The sequence below is a fragment of the Pseudoalteromonas umbrosa genome, from assembly GCF_030125375.1.
In the GTDB taxonomy this organism is placed as follows: domain Bacteria; phylum Pseudomonadota; class Gammaproteobacteria; order Enterobacterales; family Alteromonadaceae; genus Pseudoalteromonas; species Pseudoalteromonas umbrosa.
Genome location: NZ_JASJUU010000023.1, coordinates 35,274 through 57,796 on the forward strand (window position 1 = coordinate 35,274; position 22,523 = coordinate 57,796).

General features: G+C 43.1%; 18 protein-coding genes. 5 read left to right on the forward strand and 13 right to left on the reverse strand.

The annotated features are described in order from the left end of the window. Window positions 1-5: 5 nt before the first annotated feature. The 5 genes from QNM16_RS25560 to QNM16_RS25580 form a co-directional block, all read right to left on the reverse strand. Window positions 6-431: a hypothetical protein gene (locus QNM16_RS25560; protein ID WP_284023031.1), complete on the reverse strand. Its 426-nt coding sequence runs from the start codon at window positions 429-431 to the stop codon at window positions 6-8. Window positions 432-826: 395 nt separating this feature from the next. Next, window positions 827-2,914, reverse strand: a complete 2,088-nt coding sequence (gene fusA, locus QNM16_RS25565; protein ID WP_039611345.1) for an elongation factor G — start codon at window positions 2,912-2,914, stop codon at window positions 827-829. Window positions 2,915-3,077: 163 nt separating this feature from the next. Continuing rightward, on the reverse strand, window positions 3,078-3,866 hold the full coding sequence (locus tag QNM16_RS25570) for a TIGR00266 family protein (protein ID WP_063366227.1): 789 nt from the start codon (window positions 3,864-3,866) through the stop codon (window positions 3,078-3,080). A gap of 117 nt (window positions 3,867-3,983) precedes the next feature. Beyond that, on the reverse strand, window positions 3,984-5,285 hold the full coding sequence (locus tag QNM16_RS25575) for a GntP family permease (RefSeq protein WP_284023032.1): 1,302 nt from the start codon (window positions 5,283-5,285) through the stop codon (window positions 3,984-3,986). A gap of 120 nt (window positions 5,286-5,405) precedes the next feature. Next, a complete protein-coding gene (locus QNM16_RS25580) occupies window positions 5,406-6,245 on the reverse strand; it encodes a hypothetical protein (protein ID WP_284023033.1) in 840 nt (279 codons plus the stop codon). 1,264 nt (window positions 6,246-7,509) lie between these two features. On the opposite strand from QNM16_RS25580, the gene QNM16_RS25585 reads away from it, so the two are divergent. After that, window positions 7,510-8,919, forward strand: a complete 1,410-nt coding sequence (locus QNM16_RS25585; RefSeq protein WP_284023034.1) for a sensor domain-containing diguanylate cyclase — start codon at window positions 7,510-7,512, stop codon at window positions 8,917-8,919. Between the two features lie 4 nt (window positions 8,920-8,923). Here the strand turns inward: QNM16_RS25585 and ylqF are convergent, their stop codons facing one another. Continuing rightward, window positions 8,924-9,868 (reverse strand): ribosome biogenesis GTPase YlqF, encoded by a 945-nt coding sequence (gene ylqF, locus QNM16_RS25590; protein ID WP_046354279.1) that lies wholly within the window; start codon window positions 9,866-9,868, stop codon window positions 8,924-8,926. 103 nt (window positions 9,869-9,971) lie between these two features. Between ylqF and QNM16_RS25595 the strand changes: the two genes are divergently transcribed. Both QNM16_RS25595 and QNM16_RS25600 read left to right on the forward strand, forming a co-directional pair. Beyond that, complete coding sequence (locus tag QNM16_RS25595) at window positions 9,972-10,508, forward strand: YaeQ family protein (RefSeq protein WP_284023035.1); 537 nt, start codon at window positions 9,972-9,974, stop codon at window positions 10,506-10,508. Window positions 10,509-10,516: 8 nt separating this feature from the next. Further along, entirely contained in the window at window positions 10,517-11,122 is a 606-nt protein-coding gene (locus QNM16_RS25600) for a lipase family alpha/beta hydrolase (RefSeq protein ID WP_284023036.1), read from the forward strand. Between the two features lies 1 nt (window position 11,123). On the opposite strand, the gene QNM16_RS25605 is transcribed toward QNM16_RS25600, so the two are convergent. Continuing rightward, entirely contained in the window at window positions 11,124-11,333 is a 210-nt protein-coding gene (locus tag QNM16_RS25605) for a hypothetical protein (protein ID WP_284023037.1), read from the reverse strand. A gap of 151 nt (window positions 11,334-11,484) precedes the next feature. On the opposite strand from QNM16_RS25605, the gene QNM16_RS25610 reads away from it, so the two are divergent. Together QNM16_RS25610 and QNM16_RS25615 are read left to right on the forward strand one after the other, a co-directional pair. After that, window positions 11,485-11,697, forward strand: a complete 213-nt coding sequence (locus QNM16_RS25610) for a hypothetical protein (protein WP_284023038.1) — start codon at window positions 11,485-11,487, stop codon at window positions 11,695-11,697. After that, window positions 11,687-12,154, forward strand: a complete 468-nt coding sequence (locus QNM16_RS25615) for a Dps family protein (protein ID WP_046354281.1) — start codon at window positions 11,687-11,689, stop codon at window positions 12,152-12,154. The genes QNM16_RS25610 and QNM16_RS25615 overlap by 11 nt, the downstream gene beginning before the upstream one ends. Here QNM16_RS25615 and QNM16_RS25620 read toward each other — a convergent pair. From QNM16_RS25620 to QNM16_RS25645, 6 genes are all read right to left on the reverse strand, one after another. Continuing rightward, window positions 12,151-12,552, reverse strand: a complete 402-nt coding sequence (locus QNM16_RS25620) for a hypothetical protein (RefSeq protein WP_284023039.1) — start codon at window positions 12,550-12,552, stop codon at window positions 12,151-12,153. The genes QNM16_RS25615 and QNM16_RS25620 overlap by 4 nt on opposite strands. Window positions 12,553-12,597: 45 nt before the next feature. Further along, a complete protein-coding gene (locus QNM16_RS25625) occupies window positions 12,598-14,664 on the reverse strand; it encodes a S9 family peptidase (RefSeq protein WP_284023040.1) in 2,067 nt (688 codons plus the stop codon). Between the two features lie 280 nt (window positions 14,665-14,944). After that, on the reverse strand, window positions 14,945-18,085 hold the full coding sequence (locus QNM16_RS25630; RefSeq protein WP_284023041.1) for an efflux RND transporter permease subunit: 3,141 nt from the start codon (window positions 18,083-18,085) through the stop codon (window positions 14,945-14,947). Window positions 18,086-18,101: 16 nt separating this feature from the next. Then, complete coding sequence (locus QNM16_RS25635) at window positions 18,102-19,268, reverse strand: efflux RND transporter periplasmic adaptor subunit (RefSeq protein ID WP_284023042.1); 1,167 nt, start codon at window positions 19,266-19,268, stop codon at window positions 18,102-18,104. An 89-nt stretch (window positions 19,269-19,357) separates the two neighbouring features. Further along, entirely contained in the window at window positions 19,358-21,760 is a 2,403-nt protein-coding gene (locus QNM16_RS25640; protein WP_284023043.1) for an ABC transporter permease, read from the reverse strand. Window positions 21,761-21,796: 36 nt separating this feature from the next. Next, entirely contained in the window at window positions 21,797-22,522 is a 726-nt protein-coding gene (locus QNM16_RS25645; protein WP_284023044.1) for an ABC transporter ATP-binding protein, read from the reverse strand. Window position 22,523: the final 1 nt, after the last annotated feature.

Genomic DNA, 22,523 nt, shown 5'->3' on the forward strand with positions numbered 1-22,523 from the left:
TGTTTTTATACGTTTACTTCTGATTGTGTCAAACCAATCACGGGGCAGTTAAACTGCTTGGCTGCTTTTTGTATCTCTTCAAAACTTGCTAACCAATAAGGGAATGACACCTGCTTATTCGATTTCAACGCCACTGTGACGATATATGAATTCAGTACTTTTGTTGCTTTTAATGATACAACTTCATCGCTGTGCAAATAACACGTAGTTAAGCCTCTGCGATAACTAAAGCCCGCTTTATCAATATGAACATATGTGTTGCCGAAAATACCAGATATCAGCGAAACCATCGTCCAAGTAGCGCCTACACCAGCTAAAGCTTGAGCTACAGTCACAAACCCTAAGTTTAATAACACCACATAGAGCAAAACAAACACAAAAAGCTGTATTGAATATAAATACCAATTAATTTGTAAGTTGATTGTCTTCATGAGTACCTCCAAATTTTACTCAAGTCACATACTTTAGGATTACGAATGGGGTATGATAAATTCGCAATGTCCCTAAATCAAGCTCACACTCTAGTTTTTTCAACAATCAATGTGTAGTGCACATGGAAAGCTCCTGAAAACATAATTACATTAGATAATTTTGCTAAATAAAATGGGTTATATATTAATAAATTAAATAAAAAAGCGGTAAGAACTGAATAAAAAACAACCCGAAAGGATTGGGAATTGCAATATACAATTGTTTACATTTTACAAATAAAAAAATTCATAAAATGCACTTAGATCCTCATGCAACAGCCAAATACAATACACAGATAAAGGCGCATAAAAAAACCGCCCTAAGGCGGTTTTTTCAAAAGAAAGGAGTTAGCTAATTACTTAGCAGCTTTCTTTTCTTTCTCAGCAGCGATTACCGCGTCAGCAACGTTTTGCGGACATGGTGCATAGTGAGAGAATTCCATTGAGAACTGACCACGACCAGACGTGATAGTACGTAGGTGACCAATGTATCCGAACATTTCAGATAGAGGTACTTCACCCTTGATACGAACGCCCATTGCGCCAGCTTCTTGGTCTTTGATCATACCACGACGACGGTTAAGGTCACCGATTACGTCACCTACGTTGTCATCTGGCGTGAACACGTCAACTTTCATGATTGGCTCAAGAAGTTGTGCACCCGCTTTAGGGATAGACTGACGGAAAGCGCCTTTAGCAGCGATTTCGAATGCGATTGCTGATGAGTCAACTGCGTGGAAACCACCGTCGAATAGCTCAACTTCAACGTCTAGTACAGGGAAGCCAGCTAGAACACCTTCTTCCATCATTGACGCAAAGCCTTTCTCAACTGCAGGCCAGAATTCTTTAGGTACGTTACCACCAACAACTGAAGATGAGAACGTGAAACCAGAACCAACTTCACCAGGCTTGATACGGTAGTCGATCTTACCGAACTGACCAGAACCACCAGACTGCTTCTTGTGCGTGTAGCTGTCTTCAACTTCTTGCGTGATAGTTTCACGGTAAGCAACCTGAGGTTGACCAACAACTAGCTCAACGCCGTAAGTACGCTTAAGGATGTCTACCTTAATGTCTAGGTGAAGCTCACCCATACCTTTAAGGATAGTTTCACCTGAATCTTCGTCAGTCTCAACCTGGAATGACGGATCTTCTGCAACCATCTTACCGATAGCGATACCCATCTTCTCGTTACCACCTTTATCTTTAGGTGCAACAGCGATAGAGATTACTGGATCAGGGAAGATCATCGCTTCTAGAGTACATTCGTGCTTAGGATCACATAGAGTGTGACCAGTTTGAACGTTCTTCATACCTACAACAGCGATGATGTCACCCGCTTGTGCTTCAGTAAGTTCGTTACGCTCGTCTGCTTGCATCTCAACCATACGCCCGATACGCTCAGTTTTACCCGTTGCAGAGTTAAGGATCGTGTCACCTTTCTTCATGCGACCAGCGTAGATACGGATGAACGTAAGTGCACCGAAACGGTCGTCCATGATTTTGAACGCAAGCGCTTTAAGTGGCTCTTCTGCGTCAACTGTCGCAACGTCACCAGTAGGCTCACCAGTTTCAGGATCAGTTAGAGGCTGAGGGTCAACTTCTGTTGGAGACGGTAGGTAATCAACAACTGCGTCTAGTACTAGCTGCATACCTTTGTTCTTGAATGCAGAACCACAGAAAGTTGGGAAGAAAGCAAGGTCACGTGTACCTTTACGGATACAAGCTTTGATTTGCTCTAGTGAAGGAGTTTCACCTTCCATGTATGCTTCCATTAGGTCGTCGTCTTGCTCAACTGCAGACTCAACTAGCATCTCGTGGTACTCTTCAACTTTCTCAACCATGTCAGCTGGAACGTCAGTGATTTCGTAGTTTTCTGGAAGGCCAGTCTCGTCCCAGATGTATGCTTTCTTTTCTAGTACGTCAACAACACCTGTGAACTGATCTTCGATACCGATAGGAAGAGTCATAACTAGTGGGTTTGCGCCAAGTACTTTCTCTACTTGACCTACTACGCGGTAGAAGTCAGCACCCATACGGTCTAGTTTGTTTACGAAGATACAACGTGCAACTTCTGATTCGTTAGCATAACGCCAGTTAGTTTCTGACTGAGGCTCAACACCACCAGAACCACAGAATACACCGATACCGCCGTCAAGAACTTTAAGTGAACGGTATACTTCAACTGTGAAGTCAACGTGTCCAGGAGTATCGATAACGTTTAAACGGTGGCCTTTCCACTCACAAGTAACAGCTGCTGACTGGATAGTAATACCACGCTCTGCTTCCTGTTCCATGAAGTCAGTAGTTGACTCACCATCGTGTACTTCACCAGTTTTGTGAATCTTACCAGTAAGCTTAAGAATACGCTCAGTGGTCGTAGTTTTACCCGCATCAACGTGCGCGAAAATACCAATGTTTCTGTATTTCGATAAATCTGCCATTGTTTTACTCTATTTAAAGTAGAAAAATTATTCGGCGGGAGTATATCACCTCTTTAGGCGAACATCATCCTTGAAGTCGATTAAAATGCAGCCAATTTGCAATTAAAACGCATTCGCTGCGATATTGCATTGTTGAACTGCATTAAATAAGCCATTTTTAGCCTTAATCACCATCAATGATATCGCCAACACTGCCTAAGACAGAGCCTTCACCCTGCCTACTACCACCCTGTTTTGGTGCGTGCTCAAGCACACGATCCGCTAATCTAGAGAATGGTAAGCTTTGGATCCACACCGTACCATGGCCTTTTAACGTCGCTAAAAAGAGCCCTTCACCGCCAAAAAACATGCTTTTCAGGCCTTTCACACGCTCAATATCAAATTCGATGCCTTCGCTGAATCCAACCACACAGCCGGTATCGACGCGCAGTGTTTCACCATTAAGTTGCTTTTCAACCACAGTGCCGCCTGCATGGGCAAAGGCCATTCCATCGCCCTGTAAGTGCTCTAATATGAACCCTTCTCCACCAAAAAAGCCCGCGCCAAGTTTGCGTTGAAATGCAATATCCACTTTCGTGCCCAGTGCCGCACATAAAAATGAATCTTTTTGCAAGTACACAGATTGGCCTAACGTCGCCATATCTAACGCCAAAATAGAACCAGGAAATGGCGCTGCAAATGCCACGCGCTTTTTACCCATACCTTCATTGGTGAAGTGCGTCATAAACAACGACTCACCACTAATTAAACGCTTGCCTGCGCTGAATAACTTGCCCATAAAGCCTTGATCTACATCTGAGCCGTCACCCATTTTTGCTTCAAAGCTAATGCCATCTTGCATATAATTCATCGCGCCAGCTTCTGCAATAACCGTTTCATTGGGATCCAGTTCCACTTCAACCATCTGCATAGATTCGCCAATGATTTCGTAATCAATTTCATGACAATGCATATTTTATTCTCCTTTTATGTGCCCAAATTACTGTGTCTTCACAGTCTTTTTGTCTGTCAAAGTTAGTACAATGCAATGAATTTTGCATGACAACTGCTTACCCATTGACACCATCAGTTAAAACCAAATAAATAACCCCAAGATCAAAGCAACTCCTAATAAAGGCACACATACCGTCAATACCGCCAGTGGCCAATAAGCATCTTGGTGTTTCTCGCCACAAATCGCCCGTACCGTTGTCACAACATAGCCATTGTGTGGCAAGGTATCCAGTGCACCCGAACTAATCGCGACAACACGATGTAACTGGTTTTCATCGACTCCCAAATCTAAATAGTGCGGCGCAACTAAAGGTAGCGCAATTGCTTGCCCGCCAGAAGCTGAGCCTGTTAACGCCGCAATCACACTGACCGCAATTGCAGCACCCAGTAGCTCATTACCAGGGATCGAAGTCATTAAGGCCACAGCTTCTTGAAACGCAGGCGTGCCCTTAGCAACGGCTCCAAAGCCGACGACCGCAGCCGTATTGCCAATAGCCACCAATGCCCCTGTTGTTCCTAGATTAATGGCCTGAGATAGACTTTTAAAGTACTTAAAATTAATGATAAAAATAGATATGACGCCGCCGAGCAAGGCAGCAATTAAAGCACTTTGCTGAAGCTGCTCGTGTAGCAAGAATGATAAACTCAGCACCACAAGTAATGGCAACAGGCCTGTAATTGGGTGAGGTAAATGACGTTTATCCTCGATAGGATCGCCCGCTCTCGCTTGAAAAGACTCGCCATTGTCGATGGCCCTTTTAATCATTTTAACCATTAAGAAATAACCTAAGACAGCCATAAATACTGCGACAATCAAGCTTTCTTGCCATGCAGCATAAGGAGACGTGCCCAAGTATTTTATCGGGATCCAGTTTTGTATTTCAGGGGAGCCCGCTGAGGTCATGGTAAATGTCACCGAACCAAAAGCCAGTACCGCAGGGATAAAACGCCGAGGAAGATTGGCATCTTTAAATAAGCTCAATGCCATCGGATAAACAGAAAACGCCACAATAAAGACACTCACCCCGCCATAAGTTAATAAGGCACAGGCTAGTACAATGGCGAATACAGCATGCTTCATCCCTATTTTATCGGTAATGTACCGCGCTATAGCATCTGCAGCGCCCGTATCTTCCATAAATTTACCAAACAATGATCCCAGCAAAAACATAAAGAACCAAGCTTGAATAAATCCGCTGAATCCGGACATATAAATTGAGACAAAGTTACCGCTATTGATGCCATTAAATATCGCAATATCACTACTAAGTGCGACTAGTAGCGCACATAACGGCGCTGCAATAAACAGATTCATCCCTCTTAACGTCAGCCAAATCAATGCTGCCAAAGCACCAATCAACCCCAATGTACTGATCATTAAGCCACCTCTTTTGTTATTTTTATGTAACTGTTATACCTCGTTCTATAGATAAAATACAACATAGCCCGGTTGTAAAACCGGGCTATGTTGTATTACTAACAGTATCTCAATGACAATTTATGACTTTAAATAGCATGTTTTCTGCACAACGAGATTTGGTAATGTCCCCGTTTGGGTTGTTGTGCACATCCAGTTCATTTTTGCCAAGGACTCATCCAGTACATATTCCAATTCGCGAGAAGCTGGATCAGATTGATTCACCTCGTAATGCACAGTCACAGTGTCTGTATTAAAGTCAACGAGAAATACCCACTCGGTAAATGGCGCACAATAGTAACCGTTAAATTTGCAAACCTTTGTCGGATATACTTGCCCCATAGATCCGCGCTTTTCACCCCAGATCATGATCTGCGGCATGCCTTGGGTATTATTGGTGCGACTAATAATTGACGAAGCAATCGCCCCTGCAGCGGTTAAACCAGCGGCAGAACCTACGCCATCTACACTATTATCATCGAAAGATTTGTCCCGTGAACCTGGACTTATATTGTAGTAACGACGATTGGTAGAACGCTGCGGCGATATCACGGCTTCAAGCGTTTCTTCATTTAGGGTATCAATTGGAGGGCTCATTGGTGTGCAATCGTCCCAAGGGTTAACGCACGGCTCTTCCTCGATATAATAACGGCCGTAAAATGTATTATTTTGTGAAGCATGCACAAAATCTTCCATCAAACGCTGAGTAAACCAAGTTTGAGAGCATTCATCAGAACATTCGACGAACAGCTGCATATGTTTCGCTTCTGTTCCCCAATTCCGAGTTATAAACTCCACTTTGACTTCTTTACCTTGAGACATAAAGTACATAAACGGTTCGTCAACACGTTCAAATGCAACACTTGCTATACTGGTGCACAGCAAACCCAATGCAGTAAATAGAGAAGCTAAAATACGCATATAATTTCCTTTTAAAGTTAGCTTTTCGATTGTAAATTTAAACTTACCAAAAAAACACATTTTGGAACCTAAATTTTAACAAAAAAACAATTTATGACAACAGACATGGCACTTCCGAAAAAAACAAATGAGAACTATTTGCAAATAAGTGTTGACATAAAAACAAATGTTATTGATAATCAATCTCAACAAAGTAAGTGACGGTTTATTTTGTTGAAGTACTCTAATTTTGTTTCTCGACCCTGAAACACGTTGAGCGAACGTTACACGCTAGGTAATAACGCGTTGCTTTACGCCCCTAAAGCAACTTGTAAAAACCGACTATTTTACTTGCTACATTGCTCATATCAGTGACGGTAGATATGAACACAAAAGCCCGCTTGACCCGCGGGCTTTTCTATTTCTACTACACTATAACTTTACTGCTCGCCTACTTATCTAAAGTCCTCATTTTCAATATTCTTATACCCAAACATCTAAATGATAATTATTTTCAAAAAATATTGACATAGATCAAAATACAATTGATAATCAATCTCAACAAGTTGAGTAGACGGCTCAACTTGTTAAGTACGCTAAATTGTTTCAAGACCCTGAAACACGTGATGCACACGTTAAAATGCAAGGTTGCATGTGCTTTATCTTAACGCCCCTTAAATAAAGCACACTCAACCCACTTACTATTTTACTTGCTACATTGCTCATATCGGTGACGGTAGATATGATCAAAAAAGGCCCGCAATTGCGGGCTTTTTTATTACCTTAGACTCACCTTGTCGTCGAATTTTGGCTCGAACCCCAGCGAAATGTATCTGTATAAAGTAATACTAGAAGCTCCAATATGAGCGACACAAATATGCGTTGACCACGAATACCCTTAGCACAAAACTAAATGAGAATTATTTTCAAATAAGTGTTGACACCCACCAAGATCTAATTGATAATCAATCTCAACAAAGACGGATTAACTCACTTTGTTGACGTACTCAGATTTTGTTTCTCGACCCCGAAACACGTGTGGCGCACGCAAACAGCTTCTGGTTGTCAGTGATGAACATTAACGCCCCTTAACGCGATTCACTAACAACCAACTTACTATTTTACTTGCTACATTGCTCATATCGGTGACGGTAGATATGAACCTAAAAGGCCCTTACAGGGCCTTTTTTATTGCGACTAATAAAGCAATTGTAATCAGGTGTAATAGTCTGTACCTATGGTCTGCGGTTAAAATCCTGTACCTATTTAATTAAGCAACAATGTAATGACTCAAACACGCTACCGCTACAACTTCATCTTAACGGTGCTGCTCCTAGCAGGCTTCATTTTTACAAGCTGGTTTAGTTTGATCATTGCTAAGCAATCATTATTTCGCGGTATTGAAAATGATGCTCTGCCCCTAACCAGCCACCTTATTCACACCGACCTACAAAAACAACTGCAAGCACCCATAATTATTTCATCACAAATGGCCAACAATACGTTTTTACACACTTGGCTCGCTCAACCCGAAAAAGACACAACTTTCTTATTTGAATATCTAAGACAAACACGCAGTGATTTTGATGCGGTCACTAGCTTTCTCGCCACCAGCCATGACCAAGCCTATTATCGCTATGACGGTAGTACCACTACATTAAGCAAACAGGACACTTGGTACCAAGACACCATGGACAACGATGCCTTGTATACGCTCAATGTTGACTTAGATCCAAGAGATGACCACCAAGCAACCATCTTTGTAAATCATAAAATCATCGTAAACAATCAGGTAATGGGTATCACTGGCGTTGGTATCAAACTGGATCACTTAAAACGTCTCATCGATAAGTACCAGCATACTTACGACCGTAAAGTCTACTTTATTGATCACAAAGGCCGTTTATTGTTTTATAACGACGCCACATTCGCAGACTACTCGTTAAACGATAAATTTGGTCAACATGGTACGACATTATTGGACAACCAAACCTATAAATTGCGTTTAGAGCAAGACGATAAAACTTTGTTTATTAATTCTCGCTATTTGGCCCACTTTGGTTGGTATCTCATTGTTGAGCAAGCACTTGATCAAAATAACTCCCTTTCGGAAAGCCTCTATATTAATTTGTTGATGGGTATTGTGATCACCGGCGTCATCTTGTTTAGCGCTCAGCTCACCTTTAACCATTACCAAAAGCGACTCGAAAAGATGGCGACGTTTGATAAGCTAACAAATACCTACAATCGACAAGCATTTGAACCTAGGCTGCAATCTGAGCTACAAAAAGCACGCAACCAATTCAAACCGCTTGTTATGATGATGTTAGACATTGACCACTTCAAACAAGTGAATGACAAACACGGGCACTTGGTCGGTGACAAAGTCCTCAAGCATGTTGCACATATTTGCAAGTCGGTGGTCAAAGAACACGGTTCAGTATGTCGCTGGGGTGGTGAAGAGTTTGTTATTTTGCTCCCAAAAACAGCACTCAATCAAGGCCATGAATTAGCAGAGCAGATCCATCAGGCGCTCAGTGCCAGTGTGTGTGAAGTCAAAGTCACGGCCAGTATTGGTCTTGCACAATATCATATTGATGAATCTGAGGATGGTTTATTGAAGCGCGCTGACGCTGCTTTATACAGCGCCAAAAGCACAGGGCGTAATCGCTCAGTGCTTGCAAAAGCCGCCTGATGAATTAGCGGCGATTTTTTCTCGCGCGAGCACGGCGTTGACGCTTTTCTTCTTCTCGTGCCGCTTTTTTCGCTTCAGCTGCAGCGCGGATCTCGGCAACCATTTGCTCTTCCTCTTCACGCATTTGTGGCGTTTCCATGGTTACATGGCCAAGCACCGCATCGCGTAACTCGTTGATGAGGATCTCTGACATTTTATGGGTATCAACCTGATTGCCACCACGAATACAGCCTCGTTTGCGCCCAGCCATTTCAATAAATGTCCAATCGCAGTCTGGCAGCTCGTCAATTTTATAACGACTTTTCAGTAGTTCAGGGTAAGCCTTCAACAAATATTCAGCGGTATAACTTGCCACCTCTTCATAGTTAATGGCTGTGTCACGAATAGCACCCGTTGCGGCTAGACGGTAGCCCGAGTTTTCATTCTCCACTTTTGGCCACAACATACCCGGCGTATCGTACAGCATGATACCATCTTCTAAGCGAATACGTTGCTGCGCCTTAGTTACCGCAGGTTCATTGCCTGTCTTAGCAACAATGCGACCAGCTAATATATTGATAAGGGTTGATTTACCTACATTAGGAATACCCATGATCATGGCTTTTAATTGCTTGTCTTGACCGACCTTGTGCGGCGCTAACTTTTTACACAGCGCATTAATGCGATGTACTTCCGCCGCTTTGTCATGACCAAATGATAAGGTTTTTACCCCATCCTCTTGCTCAAAATACGCCATCCAAGCTTTGGTCATCTCGGGATCTGCCAAGTCCGCTTTGTTTAAGATTTTGATGACCGGCTTGTCACCGCGTAATTGCGCAACCATTGGGTTTTCACTGCTATACGGAATACGCGCATCAAGTACTTCAATAATGACATCCATCTGCGGCATGATTTCTTTGATCTCATTGCGCGCCTTATTCATATGTCCAGGAAACCATTGGATGGCCATAAAAATCTCTCCAAAACTAAAATCTGTGACTATTTTAACGTAAAACGCACCAGATAGATAAATCTTGATATACTGGGCCTTTAAAAACTCTCAGCATATTAACATGGCCCTAAAATCTACAATTCTAAAAGCACACTTAAATATCAGTGATATGGATAGACATGTCTATACCGATAAGTCACTCACTTTAGCGCAGCACCCTTCAGAGAACGAACAGCGATTGATGGTACGTCTACTTGCTTATATCTTGCAATACACTGAAGAGCTGAGCTTTACTAAAGGGCTATGTGTGGACGATGAACCTGCCGCGTGGCAAAAAAATCTGACCGATGACATTGAGCTGTGGGTTGATGTTGGTTTGCCAGATGAAAAGCGCCTGAAAAAAGCCGCAGTGCGTTCGCAGCAAGTGGTATTGTACACTTATGGTGAAAACACCCAAGAAATTTGGTGGAAAAAGAACCAGTCAGCAGCCAATCAATATGATAATTTACGTGTTTACAGCCTACCTTATTCAGCCACTTCACAAATGGTAGAGCTATTTGCTCGTTCAATGGATTTGACAGCGACAATCCAAGATGGCGAAATATGGCTCAGTGATTCAAAGCACAGCGTGCAGATTGTGCCTACCCAGCTGAAATAAGGAACAGTATGAATATAAAGCGGATTGTCGTCCTTCATGGTCTATATATGTCAGGGTTTGTGATGCAGCCGCTTTGTACTCGGTTAGAAAAAACCGGGTGTGAAATCCTCAATTTAAGCTACAACACCTTGGCCCCCGACAGGCAAGCTATCTTCGAGCGAATAGACGCATTTATCGCGGATAAGCCAGCTGCTTTTGTATGTCACTCTATGGGGGGACTGGTCGCCAGAGACTACCTCACCCATGCTTCAACTCAGAGTCAACATGTTGAAAAAGTCATTACCCTTGGCACCCCTCACAAAGGCAGCGCCATCGCAAAACATATGCATGATAAAGGGTTTGATGGCTTATTAAAAAACAGCGTCGAGTATTTATTAAGTGAAACCAATACATGGCCTTTTAATGCACGTTTATATAGCATTGCAGGCGACTTACCAATTGGGTTGATGCCCTTATTGCAAAAAGGCAGCCGTTCAGATGGCACAGTGCTGCTCGATGAGACAAAACTAAAAGGCATGGCTGAGCATAAAGTGTTTCACCGCAGCCATACCACCTTGATTTATTCACGTAGTGTGATGGACTATATCATTGACGTGATCAGTCGCGATAAGTAGATTATTTATCTGCCTTTTGCGCAACCTTATATGCGACCAAAGCAATGATACCCGTAATTAATGGCACCGGTGCTGCCAAATAGCCAAAGCTGTCAGAGTTTGCATAGCTAGCCCCAGCTAAATGCCCCACTAGTCCAACCACAAAAGCCAGCAGCGCAATGACAACAACGGTAATTTCACCTTTATGCTGTGATTCTGTTTTACCTTTCATAGAGCTCTCCTTAAAGAATTAGCGCCCTAGAAATGGCCTAAGAAATAAAACAGGACGCTTTGCCTTTTTATTATGGCCTTGATGTCAGTATGAAAATTGACCTAAATCAAACTGAAAAACCACTTTTTATACACACCTTGCCGCACTTGCGATGGATCAACAAAGCGCAGACTTTGTCGTCAAAGTGGCAAGCTTTAAGCAGGTGATAACGACTTTTTCGATGGCTATAATCGCTTTTAGTCGTTGGTCTTTTTCGACCCTATCCGCCAAACTGTACAGCATACAAAGTCAAACAATGACAAGCATTCAAACATGCCGCAAACATTGCGAGCAGCATCATAAGGTAGCGAAAAATGACAAATAGCATAGGGTTAGACAAACAAAAAAGTGAGCAACTGGTTGCAGCATTAAACGTGCTTTTAAGTAGCTACCAAATTCAATATATGAATGCGCGCAGCTTCCACTGGAACATCAAAGGGAGAGAGTTTTTTGAACTACACGTTAAATTTGAAGAAATTTACAACCAGCTATTACTCAAAGTGGACGAATTAGCAGAGCGTATCTTAACCATTGAAGGTATCCCACTACATGCGTTTAGCGATTACCTCAACGCCAGTGAAATTGCCGAAGCAAAAGATATTCAAAATGGCCCTGAAGCAGTCGCAACCCTGCTTGCCGGTTTCACTCAACTCATTAAGTCGCAACGTACTATACTGGCGCAAGCTGCTGATGCAGAGGATGAGGGCACCGCATCTCTAATGGGTGATTACATCACAGAGCAAGAAAAATTAGTCTGGATGCTTAAAGCATATTTAGGCTAATCCAACCATGAGGCCACACCTCGATAGCTCGGATGCTGACTAAGATAGGCAGCCACGTCAAGGTACAACTGTACCTTGATGTCACTATCAGCCCATAACTCACAAATGAATTTGCGGGTTAAGGCATCGATACCAATGTAGTCAATCTGACGATAACCACGCAGCTCCATGTCTTTGCAGTATGCTTTGAGTGCTGCAATGCTATCAGCAGTGGTCATTTCAAACTCACTCAGATTGACCACTGCACAGTGCAATTGACTAGGCTGATAGTCTTGCCAACGCTTGCGTGCTTCTTGCACTAATGCAGCGACCCCTTCACTATTAAATGCACCCACAAGATTGACAAAAACCGTCGGTGGGATAATGTCTATTTGCCACTGTCCATGTACTGAAAACATACCACCCTCCTACAATCCAATGTGCGACGTCAATAGCCGAGTCAGTTAGCCACCCTGTTTTGGTAACAAAGAGATAAAAAAGGCCATTTCCAACGCCTTTTCATGCAAGCTCTTAAATCTGCCAGACGCCCCTCCATGCCCAGAATCCAAATCGGTTTTAAACACTAATATGTTATTATCAGTTTTCAGCTCTCTGAGCTTAGCTACCCATTTCATCGGCTCCCAATATGGCACTTGAGAATCATGAAGCCCCGTAGTTACTAACGTATTAGGATAGTCCTTCATTGCTAAATTGTCATAAGGCGAATACGATAAAATACTCTGATAATCAGCAAAATTATTTGGGTTCCCCCACTCGTCATATTCATTGGTTGTCAATGGTATAGATTCATCCAACATAGTAGTCAATGCATCGACAAATGGCACATGGCAACCAATCCCTAAGTATAATTCAGGTGCTTGGTTCATCACCGCTCCCATCAACAGACCTCCTGCACTACCACCTGAGGCAAAGATTTTATCTGGTGCACCATATTGCTGCTCTACCAATGCACGAGTCACATCCACAAAGTCGTTGAAGCTATTTTCTTTATGTGCTTTTTTACCGCTTTCATACCAGTGACGACCCAGCATTTCTGAACCCCTAATATGTGCAATAACATACACAAAGCCTCGGTCTAATAAACTCAGAGTAGAACTGGAGAAAGTCGGGTCTACTGTATAGCCATATGCACCATAACCATATTGTAGCAATGGGTTAGTGCCATCTTTTTTAAATAGTGATTTTCGGTAAACAATAGAAACTGGTACTTTTTCACCATCACGGGCTGTAATGTGTAAGCGCTCTGAGGCATAATCCTGAGGTTTAAAATCTCCCAATACCTTCATTTGCTTTTTCAAGGTCTTTTGACCAGTAGTCAAATCGCAACTATAAACGCTGCTTGGCGTCGTTAAACTGGAATAGGTAATACTAACAAAAGTTGAACTTGGTTCTGGGTTATAGCCAACCCCCGCATAGTAACATTCATCGTCAAAGCCGAGCTGATAGCTAGCGCCGGCATAATCATGAATAACAAAACGGATTTGGCCCATTTCTCGTTCCGTGATGACAAAGTGTGAGTCAAACAACTCCAACCCTTCTAGCAATACATTTTCACGATGTGCAATTACCTCTTCCCATTGACCCGGGTCATTCACAGCATCCAGCTCAACCCGCACCATACGAAAGTTCTTCGCATCGCTATTTGTTAATAAATAATAATACTCACCAAATTTATCAAGCCCATACTCATGCCCCTCCTGACGGGCCAATAAACGTTTGAACTCACCCATTGGTTGTTCTGCATCTAGGCAGAGTACGTCGCTGGTCTCAGTGGCTGACAAATAAATATAGATTTGGCTCTCATCGCGACTCTTACCAAGGCCCATATAATATTGTCGATCTTGTTCTTCATATACCAAGACATCCTCACTTTGCGGTGTACCCAACACATGACGATAAACTTGAAATCCCAACAAGGTTTGCAAATCTTTTCTTACATAGAATACGGTACGATTGTCATTTGCCCAAACTACTTCACCCTCAGTTTCAACAAGGCAATCTTCGAGCATTTGACCAGTATTCAGGTCTTTAAACTTTATCGTGTAAATTCGACGGCCATCGGTATCTTCACTATATGCAAGGAGATTGTCATCTGGACTCACCGCCAAATCAGCCAGCTCATAAAACTCAAATCCTTTAGCCAACTCGTTTACATCAAGCAACAACGTTTTATCGTCCATCGCTTCATTAAGAGCGCGATAATGGCGACCATATTCTTCCTCGCCACTTACCTCATTGGTATACCAATAAAGACCATCTTTTACCGGCACAGAAGAATCATCTTTAACGATACGCCCTTTCATTTCCTCAAATAACGTTGCCTGTAAATCTATATGAGGTTTCATTACTGCTTCACAGTAATCATTTTCTGCTTTTAAATGAGTTAACACCTCGTCATTTTGACGCTTATCATCGCGCATCCAGTAATAGTTATCTGTCCTTTGATGCCCATGTATTTCCATAACATGGGGTACTTTTTTTGCCACTGGCGGGGTAAGCGCTTTGGTCATATAGTTGTTCCTGATTTGTTATTATTCATCGAGTCTAACATAGCTTAAGATGAGGTACAGCTTTGTGCTGTGACTGGCTGAATGCTCCAAACAGTACCAAATACAATCACTGTCAAAGCACAATTTTAAACGTTACATAAAACGTCAACTACAGCTTAAGACGAAGGTAGAAAGTGTTACTTTATAACTTTAAATATCAAAACGGAATAGCACATCTAATTAGAAAGTTAGAAATGAAAAAGCCCAGCATGGAGCTGGGCTTTAATGTATTGACTATCGACTATACTGCCGACTGAGTCGAGTCTTTCTTAAAGCGTTTCTTCGATTGTCCAAGCTTCGAAAAAGCACTCTTAATATCCACCAAAATAATGTACAAGCAAGGTACCAATATCAAGGTAATTAGCGTTGCAAACAAGACTGCGAAACCAAGTGAAATCGCCATTGGGATAACAAACTTAGCTTGTAAACTAGTTTCGAAGATGATCGGTGTAACACCTGCAAACGTTGTAATGGACGTCAAGGTAATTGCTCTAAAGCGCGCGCACCCAGCCTCAATCACCGCATCTTTGAGCTTCACACCTTCTTTGCGTACTTGGTTGACATAGTCGGTCATAACCAAGGAGTCATTAATAACAACCCCGGCAGCTGCAATGAGACCAAAGGTCGACATCATGCTCATGTCTAAACCATTTAACCAGTGACCCCAAACTGCACCAATCAAGCTAAATGGAATGACTGACATAATAATCAGCGGCTGTGAATAACTCTTCAATGGCACTGCCAGCAAGATATACACAATCATCATACCTGCAGCAAAGAACATGATCTGTTCATCGGCTTGTGCTTGCGTCTCCTCCACCGAACCACCCAGTTCAGTTTTCACATCAGGAAACTGCTCAAATAGCTTAGGTAGTAAGTTTTCTTTAATGTTGTCGACAACAGCTGAAGGCTCAATAACCTGCTCATCAATGCTGCCATACACATATACAGTGCGATATCCACCTTCACGACGGATATAACTCACACCTGGCTTTTCAGTAAATTCAACCACATCGCCCAGTACCACTTCACGACCATCCGGTGTTTTGATCAGCGCATACTTCAGTGACGCTACCGCTTCTCTATCCAGTTTTGGATAGCGCACCATCACACGTATTTCCTCACCATCACGGATCAGACGCTGTGCCTCGCCACCATAAAAGCTATCACCAATCTGATTAGCCACATCAGCCAAATTCAAACCCAAGTCATAGGCCACTGGTTTTAGTGATAACTGTACTTCTTTACTTGGTGGATCTATCGTTGAACTGATATCAAACAAGCCTTTTTCTTGTTGCAGCATGGCAATAAATTGTCTGCCCGCAGCATTAAGCATCTCAATATCTGGCCCATAAATCAGATAACCAAACTCACCATCACCGTTACCTGGATCATTGACGTCATCAATCACAATTAACGATTTAACGCCGGCGATCGTTGGCATGGCTTCACGCCAACGGCGGGACAACTCAAAAGCGTCAAATGGACGTAAGTCTTCATCAACAAGTACAGCTAGCACATTACCTTCACTGCGGCCTTCATTCCATACTAAGATGTCTTTCACCATCTTTTGGCCGTACTCGCGCTCGATGTCTTTGTCCACAGTCAACATCATGCTTTCGATTTGCTGCAGTGCCGCCATCGTTTGCTCATCAGACACATTGTCATTGAGTATGATATTTATTTGAGGGAAGTCATGAGACACTTTCGGTAACGGTATAAAACGTACTTGATTTGAGGTGATCAAAGACATGCTTATAATGAATATGGCGATAAAACCGCAGAATACTGCCCAGCGCCACTCCACTGCTTTTTCAACTAAATTACGATAAGGCCCATTTACAAATGCAAAGAAATGCTTGTTAAACTTAGCACGTCGACTGTTTTCACGCAGCGGCTTAAACTTAGTATGACCTATATGTGCAGGTAATATCCATTTTGACTCAATTAAGCTGAATATCAAACATAGTATTACCACTATAGAAATCGATTTAAAGAAAGCCCCTTGTGGCCCACTAGACATAATCATCGGCGCAAATACTGCCATGGTAGTCAACACACCAAACGTGGCTGGGGTAGCAACGCGCTTGGCACCACGTACAACACTGTCGACACTTGGGCCACTGCGCTCGACCTCCGTATAGGCTGCCTCTCCTATAACTATGGCATCATCGACCACTATACCCAGTACCATGATGAATGCGAACAAGGACACAATATTTATGCTTACGCCAAATACAGGCATCAACATAATGGCGCCCAAGAAGCACACCGGTAAACCAACCATCACCCAAAGAGCAAGCTTAAAACGTAAGAAGATTGACAACATAATGGCCACTAACAGCGCACCTTGCAGCATATTCTTCTTCATCATTTCAAGACGTGCATCTAAGTAGTAAGTCATATCTACGATAGGTGTGAGTGACACACCAGCCGGTAGTGTCTTATTCTTTTCTTCAATATAAGCATGGACTGTTTTAGCAACTGGGATCATGTTTTGGTCTTTGGTTGCTTTGACTGATAAGAATGCGGCATTGATGCCATTTTGTTTGAAGTAAAACTCGCCTTCAACAAATTCATCTTTGATCACCGCAACGTCTTGCAGATAAACTTTTGCACCATTATCACCCACTTTTACAGGTATGCGTTTGAATTCATCACCACGGTATTTTTGGTTTTCAACCCGCACTGAAATAATACCTGCATCCGTACGTACTTCACCGGCTGATATATTCGCTGAGTATCTACGAATGGAATTACTCACATCGCTAATGGTCAAGCCGTAACGGCGTAGTGTGTCTGGGTCGATTTCAATGGCGATTTCATACGCAGGCGTACTGCGCTCAACTAAGGACACATTAGATAACTGCAACAGCTCGTCTTCAACCTCTTTGGCAAGTGGCTTAAGGTCCTTTAAAGGAATATCGGCAGCCAGTGCCATTTGGATAACGTCTTGACGAAACTCGACTTGTTGAACTCGAATTGGCTCCATCGCTGCTGGAAACGTCGCAATCCCATCAACTCGGGTTCGCACCTTTTCGACCACATCGCTTAAATCAGCGCCAGTGTCTATTTCTAACTGCACACTACCGCTGCCTCGGCGAGCTCGATAAACGCCTTTGTCGATTTCAGTCACATCTTTCAAAGACTCTTCAATCTTGATAAGAATACTTTCTTCAATTTCCTGCGGCGATGCGCCAGGGTAACTTGCATTAATACTGACAAAGTTCAGCTCGATACTGGGAAACATTTGTCGCTGAATCGTCAAATAGCTCACGATACCCATTATCAGGATAAAGACCATCATCAAATTTGCCGCGACAGGGTTATGCGCAAAATAGGCAATTAACCCCTTTTGGGATGTTTTTATTTGCTCACTCATAGTTCATTCCCTGCTGTTACAGCTTTCCCGAATTATCAGACTCTGTCTCATTTTCTTTAGAGCCTGCAACTTTAACAGCCATACCGCGTTGCGGGTATTCAGGTAAGGTCACCACAACTTTGTCGCTATTGGATAGCCCTTCACCCACTAAGTAATACATGCCTTCTTCACGGATCACTTGCACAGGACGCGGCTCTAGTTGTGCTTCGTCATTAAGTAACCATACAGTCTGGTTATTCACTAATTCCTGCGGAAGACGATAGATTTGACGAAGCGTCTCACCTTTAAATTGAACCTGTACATATGTACCAAACTTCACTTTAGGCTTACTGCTAGTCAAGCCGTACGGATCTTCAATGCGTACCACTAAACTGCTCATACGTGTTTGCTGATCAACCACACCAAGATCACGGTGGATATAAGCGTCACGAGTAAAACCATTCACGCCTTTTTGTGTCAATGTGGCTTTTAAGCCAGATACTTGTTCAGGTAAAAAGATAGAGTCAAAGCCCGCGATAGGGATCACCACTTCAGCTTGCTCTATGTTGTTTAGCCTGGCTACTGGGCTGCCGGTACTGACAAATTGCCCTAACCCGACTTCTCTCGATACAATTAATGCATTAAAAGGGGCTACAACAGCACAATTATCTAGATCACGCTGCGCTCTTTTTAGCGCCGCTTTTGCCGATTTCACCGCGGCATGTGCACTCAGCAACTGAGGCTTACGCAAAAATAAGTCCGTGTGCTTCTTGTTAGGAAAACGCTTCGCTTCGTCAGCAGCGACATCAGCCAAGGCTTGCTCTTCAATTAACTGAGCCTGCGCACTCGATAATGCAGCTTCCGCTTGCAACACCGCTGCTTCATAGTTATCTTTTTCAATACGCAGCAGTACATCACCTTTACTGACAATGCCGCCAGTGACAAACTTTGGATGCCAATACTCTATTTCTCCCGACACTTGCACGGACAACATGGTTTGGTCTAATGGCACGACTTCACCATAGCTATTGATCACAACTTGATGATCTTGTGCCTCAATCGCTTCAACTTCAACAACCGGTCGCGTATCCACTACATCAGACTCATCATCATTTTTGGCCACGGCGTTTATACCCATAAACCCAATGAAGCCAATACCCAACGCGGCGAAGGGTAATATCCATTTCAGTATTTTTGCTTGCATGACTGTACCTATTGATAATTTCCTAGCGCTATATTAACAAGATTTCCCCCCCCTAGGGTGTGACATTTGTAAGAATCTGTTACAACCTTTCAATATTTTTTCAACTGACCTCTTAAATGATTAATCTCTATAATAAACAACATGATAAAAACTATAACTAATGAGCATAGGTAATTGAAAAGCAGGCTGCTCACCGTCATGGGTAAGAAAACTCCCAAACCTAGCGTTACACTTGTTGCGATTAACATGGCAACACCAAAATGCACCAAACGGCAATGCATTTGCTCGGTAAGTAATTGCAAACGTGTTGCACCAACTTGCTGTTTAATCAACAATACTGGCTGCTGGGCTAAGGCAAGATTACCAAGCAGTCCATATAACCCCACAAGTACTTGCATAATCATTAAAAAGCTTAAACCAAGTCCACTATAAAAACTCAGTACAGCCGCTTGATTCAGTCCAGATAAATGATGCGTTAAATCGGTTACCTCACGGACACTTTGCGAATTAACCTGCTGCTGCAAAACCTGAGATAGTTCTAATTTTGACATTGATTGATTAGACTTAAACCTAACCACCATATTCCCTTCATAATAATCATGTGGAAAATACACAGTCGCAGGCGCACCTTTACCGTGACTATAAATATTTTCTACGATACCCAACAGCCTAATAGGCTGGCCGCTTCGACCGTAGAGACTCAGTCCAATATCTTCGACCTCAATATCGAGCATCTCTGCTGCGGCACGATTTATGATGACCGATTCTCGTCGAGCGCTATCTAATCGTGTAAAAGTATCACCCGCAATAAAGTGCAGCCCAAGCAGAGAAAAATAGTCTTCTCCCACTAATTGTGAGTGCATAGTTACCTGTGCTGACTTCACAGGCTGCTTTCCAATTTGCGCCAAATAACTGGTATCTAATGGATTTAAGCTACTTAGGGCAACAGCTGCGACTTTAGGATGCGAGGAAAGTGCTCGAATATTAGAAAGGAAAAGTTGTTTGCGCTCTGCGATAGCGACGTCATCTTGGCGCCAAGAGAGCTGATGACGCACAACAAACACTGTATCCTCGGCATCAATGCCTGAAGGGGTTTGCACTTGACTGCCGAAGTAATTAGCCGACCAAGTACCAATACATAATACAACCATGCCAATGCTCAGTTGAGTAACCAGTATAGTGACACTAAACCATTGAGGTAGTTGCTTTTCTTGACCTTTCCCTGCGCCTTGCAAATTCTGATACAAGCTTGTAAATGGCAGTTGCTTAAAACCAAATACGGCAAACCCTAGCGCCAATACGATGGCAACGGCGAATATTATGACATAGTGAAGAAGATTAACCTGTAGCCAATCTAAATGCGCAATCGATTGCGCACCAAACATCTGGATCGCAAATATCCCCAGCTCAACAAGCACTGCCGCGCACATCGCCGAGAGTAAGAACAATACAATCACCTGCCAGTAGTGTGCCAGACGCAATGTGCTCAGCGGCGCACCCAATGTCGACTTAAGTACAAGGTGTGCTTGTTGCTTTTTGATGTCTAACAAATAGAACGTCAACAAATTAATCAAGGTGATCAATAAGAACGCACCACCGCTCAGCAACAGCCAATCACTCGACTGCTGTATATCTCCTTTTAAATATTGCTTTAATGCGTCATATTCAAAACGTACATGGTTATTAAGGGCACTGCCAAAATCCACTAATCCAGCACGAAACTGGGCATCTAGATACGCTGTCATATCAGGTGATATGGGTTGCCCTATTTGCGCTGTGGCCGAGCGACCGACAACAAACGTATTATACCGAACCGAAATATGCGCTTGTGACATCGCGTGCGAGTCTATCGTGTGTCCAAAAGAAACATAGACGTCAGTGTATCGATTAGGCATGTAAATCTGCGGCTCAGTTTGAGTGCAAGCAACCACCCCAACCACCTGAAAGGTCTGCTGATCTAATTGCATACTATACACTTGTTTATGATTCTGCTGCTCTAAAAGCTGTGGCATATAACGCTTAGCAAAGCACTCACTGACAACCGCTTCAAATGGAATGGCGCCTTCAGATTGCCCTTGGCCAAAGTAGCGCCCCTGCAGCAACTCTTGCTCAAACAAGGTAAAAAACGCAGGCTCCGCATAAGTTAGATTTAACTTAGGCTGGCTGGTATGGTTCATATACAGTGCATCGCCGTAGTGTAGTGGCGTCGCCATAGACAACCGAGTGTCATGCTGGGCGATATATTGGGCTGCGACATTAGAAAGCGCCTTGTCCATCACCACACTGTCTTTATCATCAACCATGCTACCGTGTAACCAAATCAATTGATCAGGCTGTGCATAGGGCAGCGGTGCATACGCATGCCAAGCGATTAAGCTGACCAAGGCACCACCGGCAAGCGCGCTGGCAAGCAGTACCACAAATAACACGGTAAATCTCAGTTTGTTAAATAGCGCTTTAATCGAGCTAATATTTTCCTGCATCATATTCATCTTTTCCAAGCCCTCCTGTGGATATCAAAAGCCAATTTATAGAGGGCCAAAGACCGTATTTACCATACCGGATGCTCTGCTCACCGTAGTTAACAGTTCACCATCAAATAACTGGACACGACGTGATGCCATATCAGCGTAACGCGGATCATGCGTTACCATGCAAATCGTGGTGCCCTGCTGATGCAAGTCACTGATGAGCTTCATCACCGCATCACCACTTTTGGAGTCTAAGTTGCCTGTTGCTTCATCCACCAACAAAATACTGGGCTGAGTCACCAATGCACGTGCGATAGCCACTCGTTGCTGCTGTCCACCTGAGAGCTGATTGGGGCGATGGGTACTGCGATGAGATAAGCCTACTTTTTCTAAGCAGGATTGCACCCGTTGCTGAGTGTCATGCTTGTTTATTTTGGGCACTCTGTAGCGTAATGGCAGCGCCACATTATCGAATACCGACAGCCCATCTACGAGATTAAATGATTGGAAGATGAAGCCAATATGCAGATTTCTTAATCTAGCCGCCTGATCGAATGTCAGATTATCTACTTGTTGACCCGCCAATAAGTAGCGACCTGATGACGCAGGCTCTAACAGTCCCATCAAAGACAACAAAGTAGACTTACCACATCCAGAGGGACCAGATATTGAAACAAATTCTCCTTTACCCACTGTCATATTGATATTTCTAAGTGCATGTGTTTGAAAATCAGCCGTGGTGAATACCTTACCAATTTCCTGCATTTCAATAATATTTTGCATC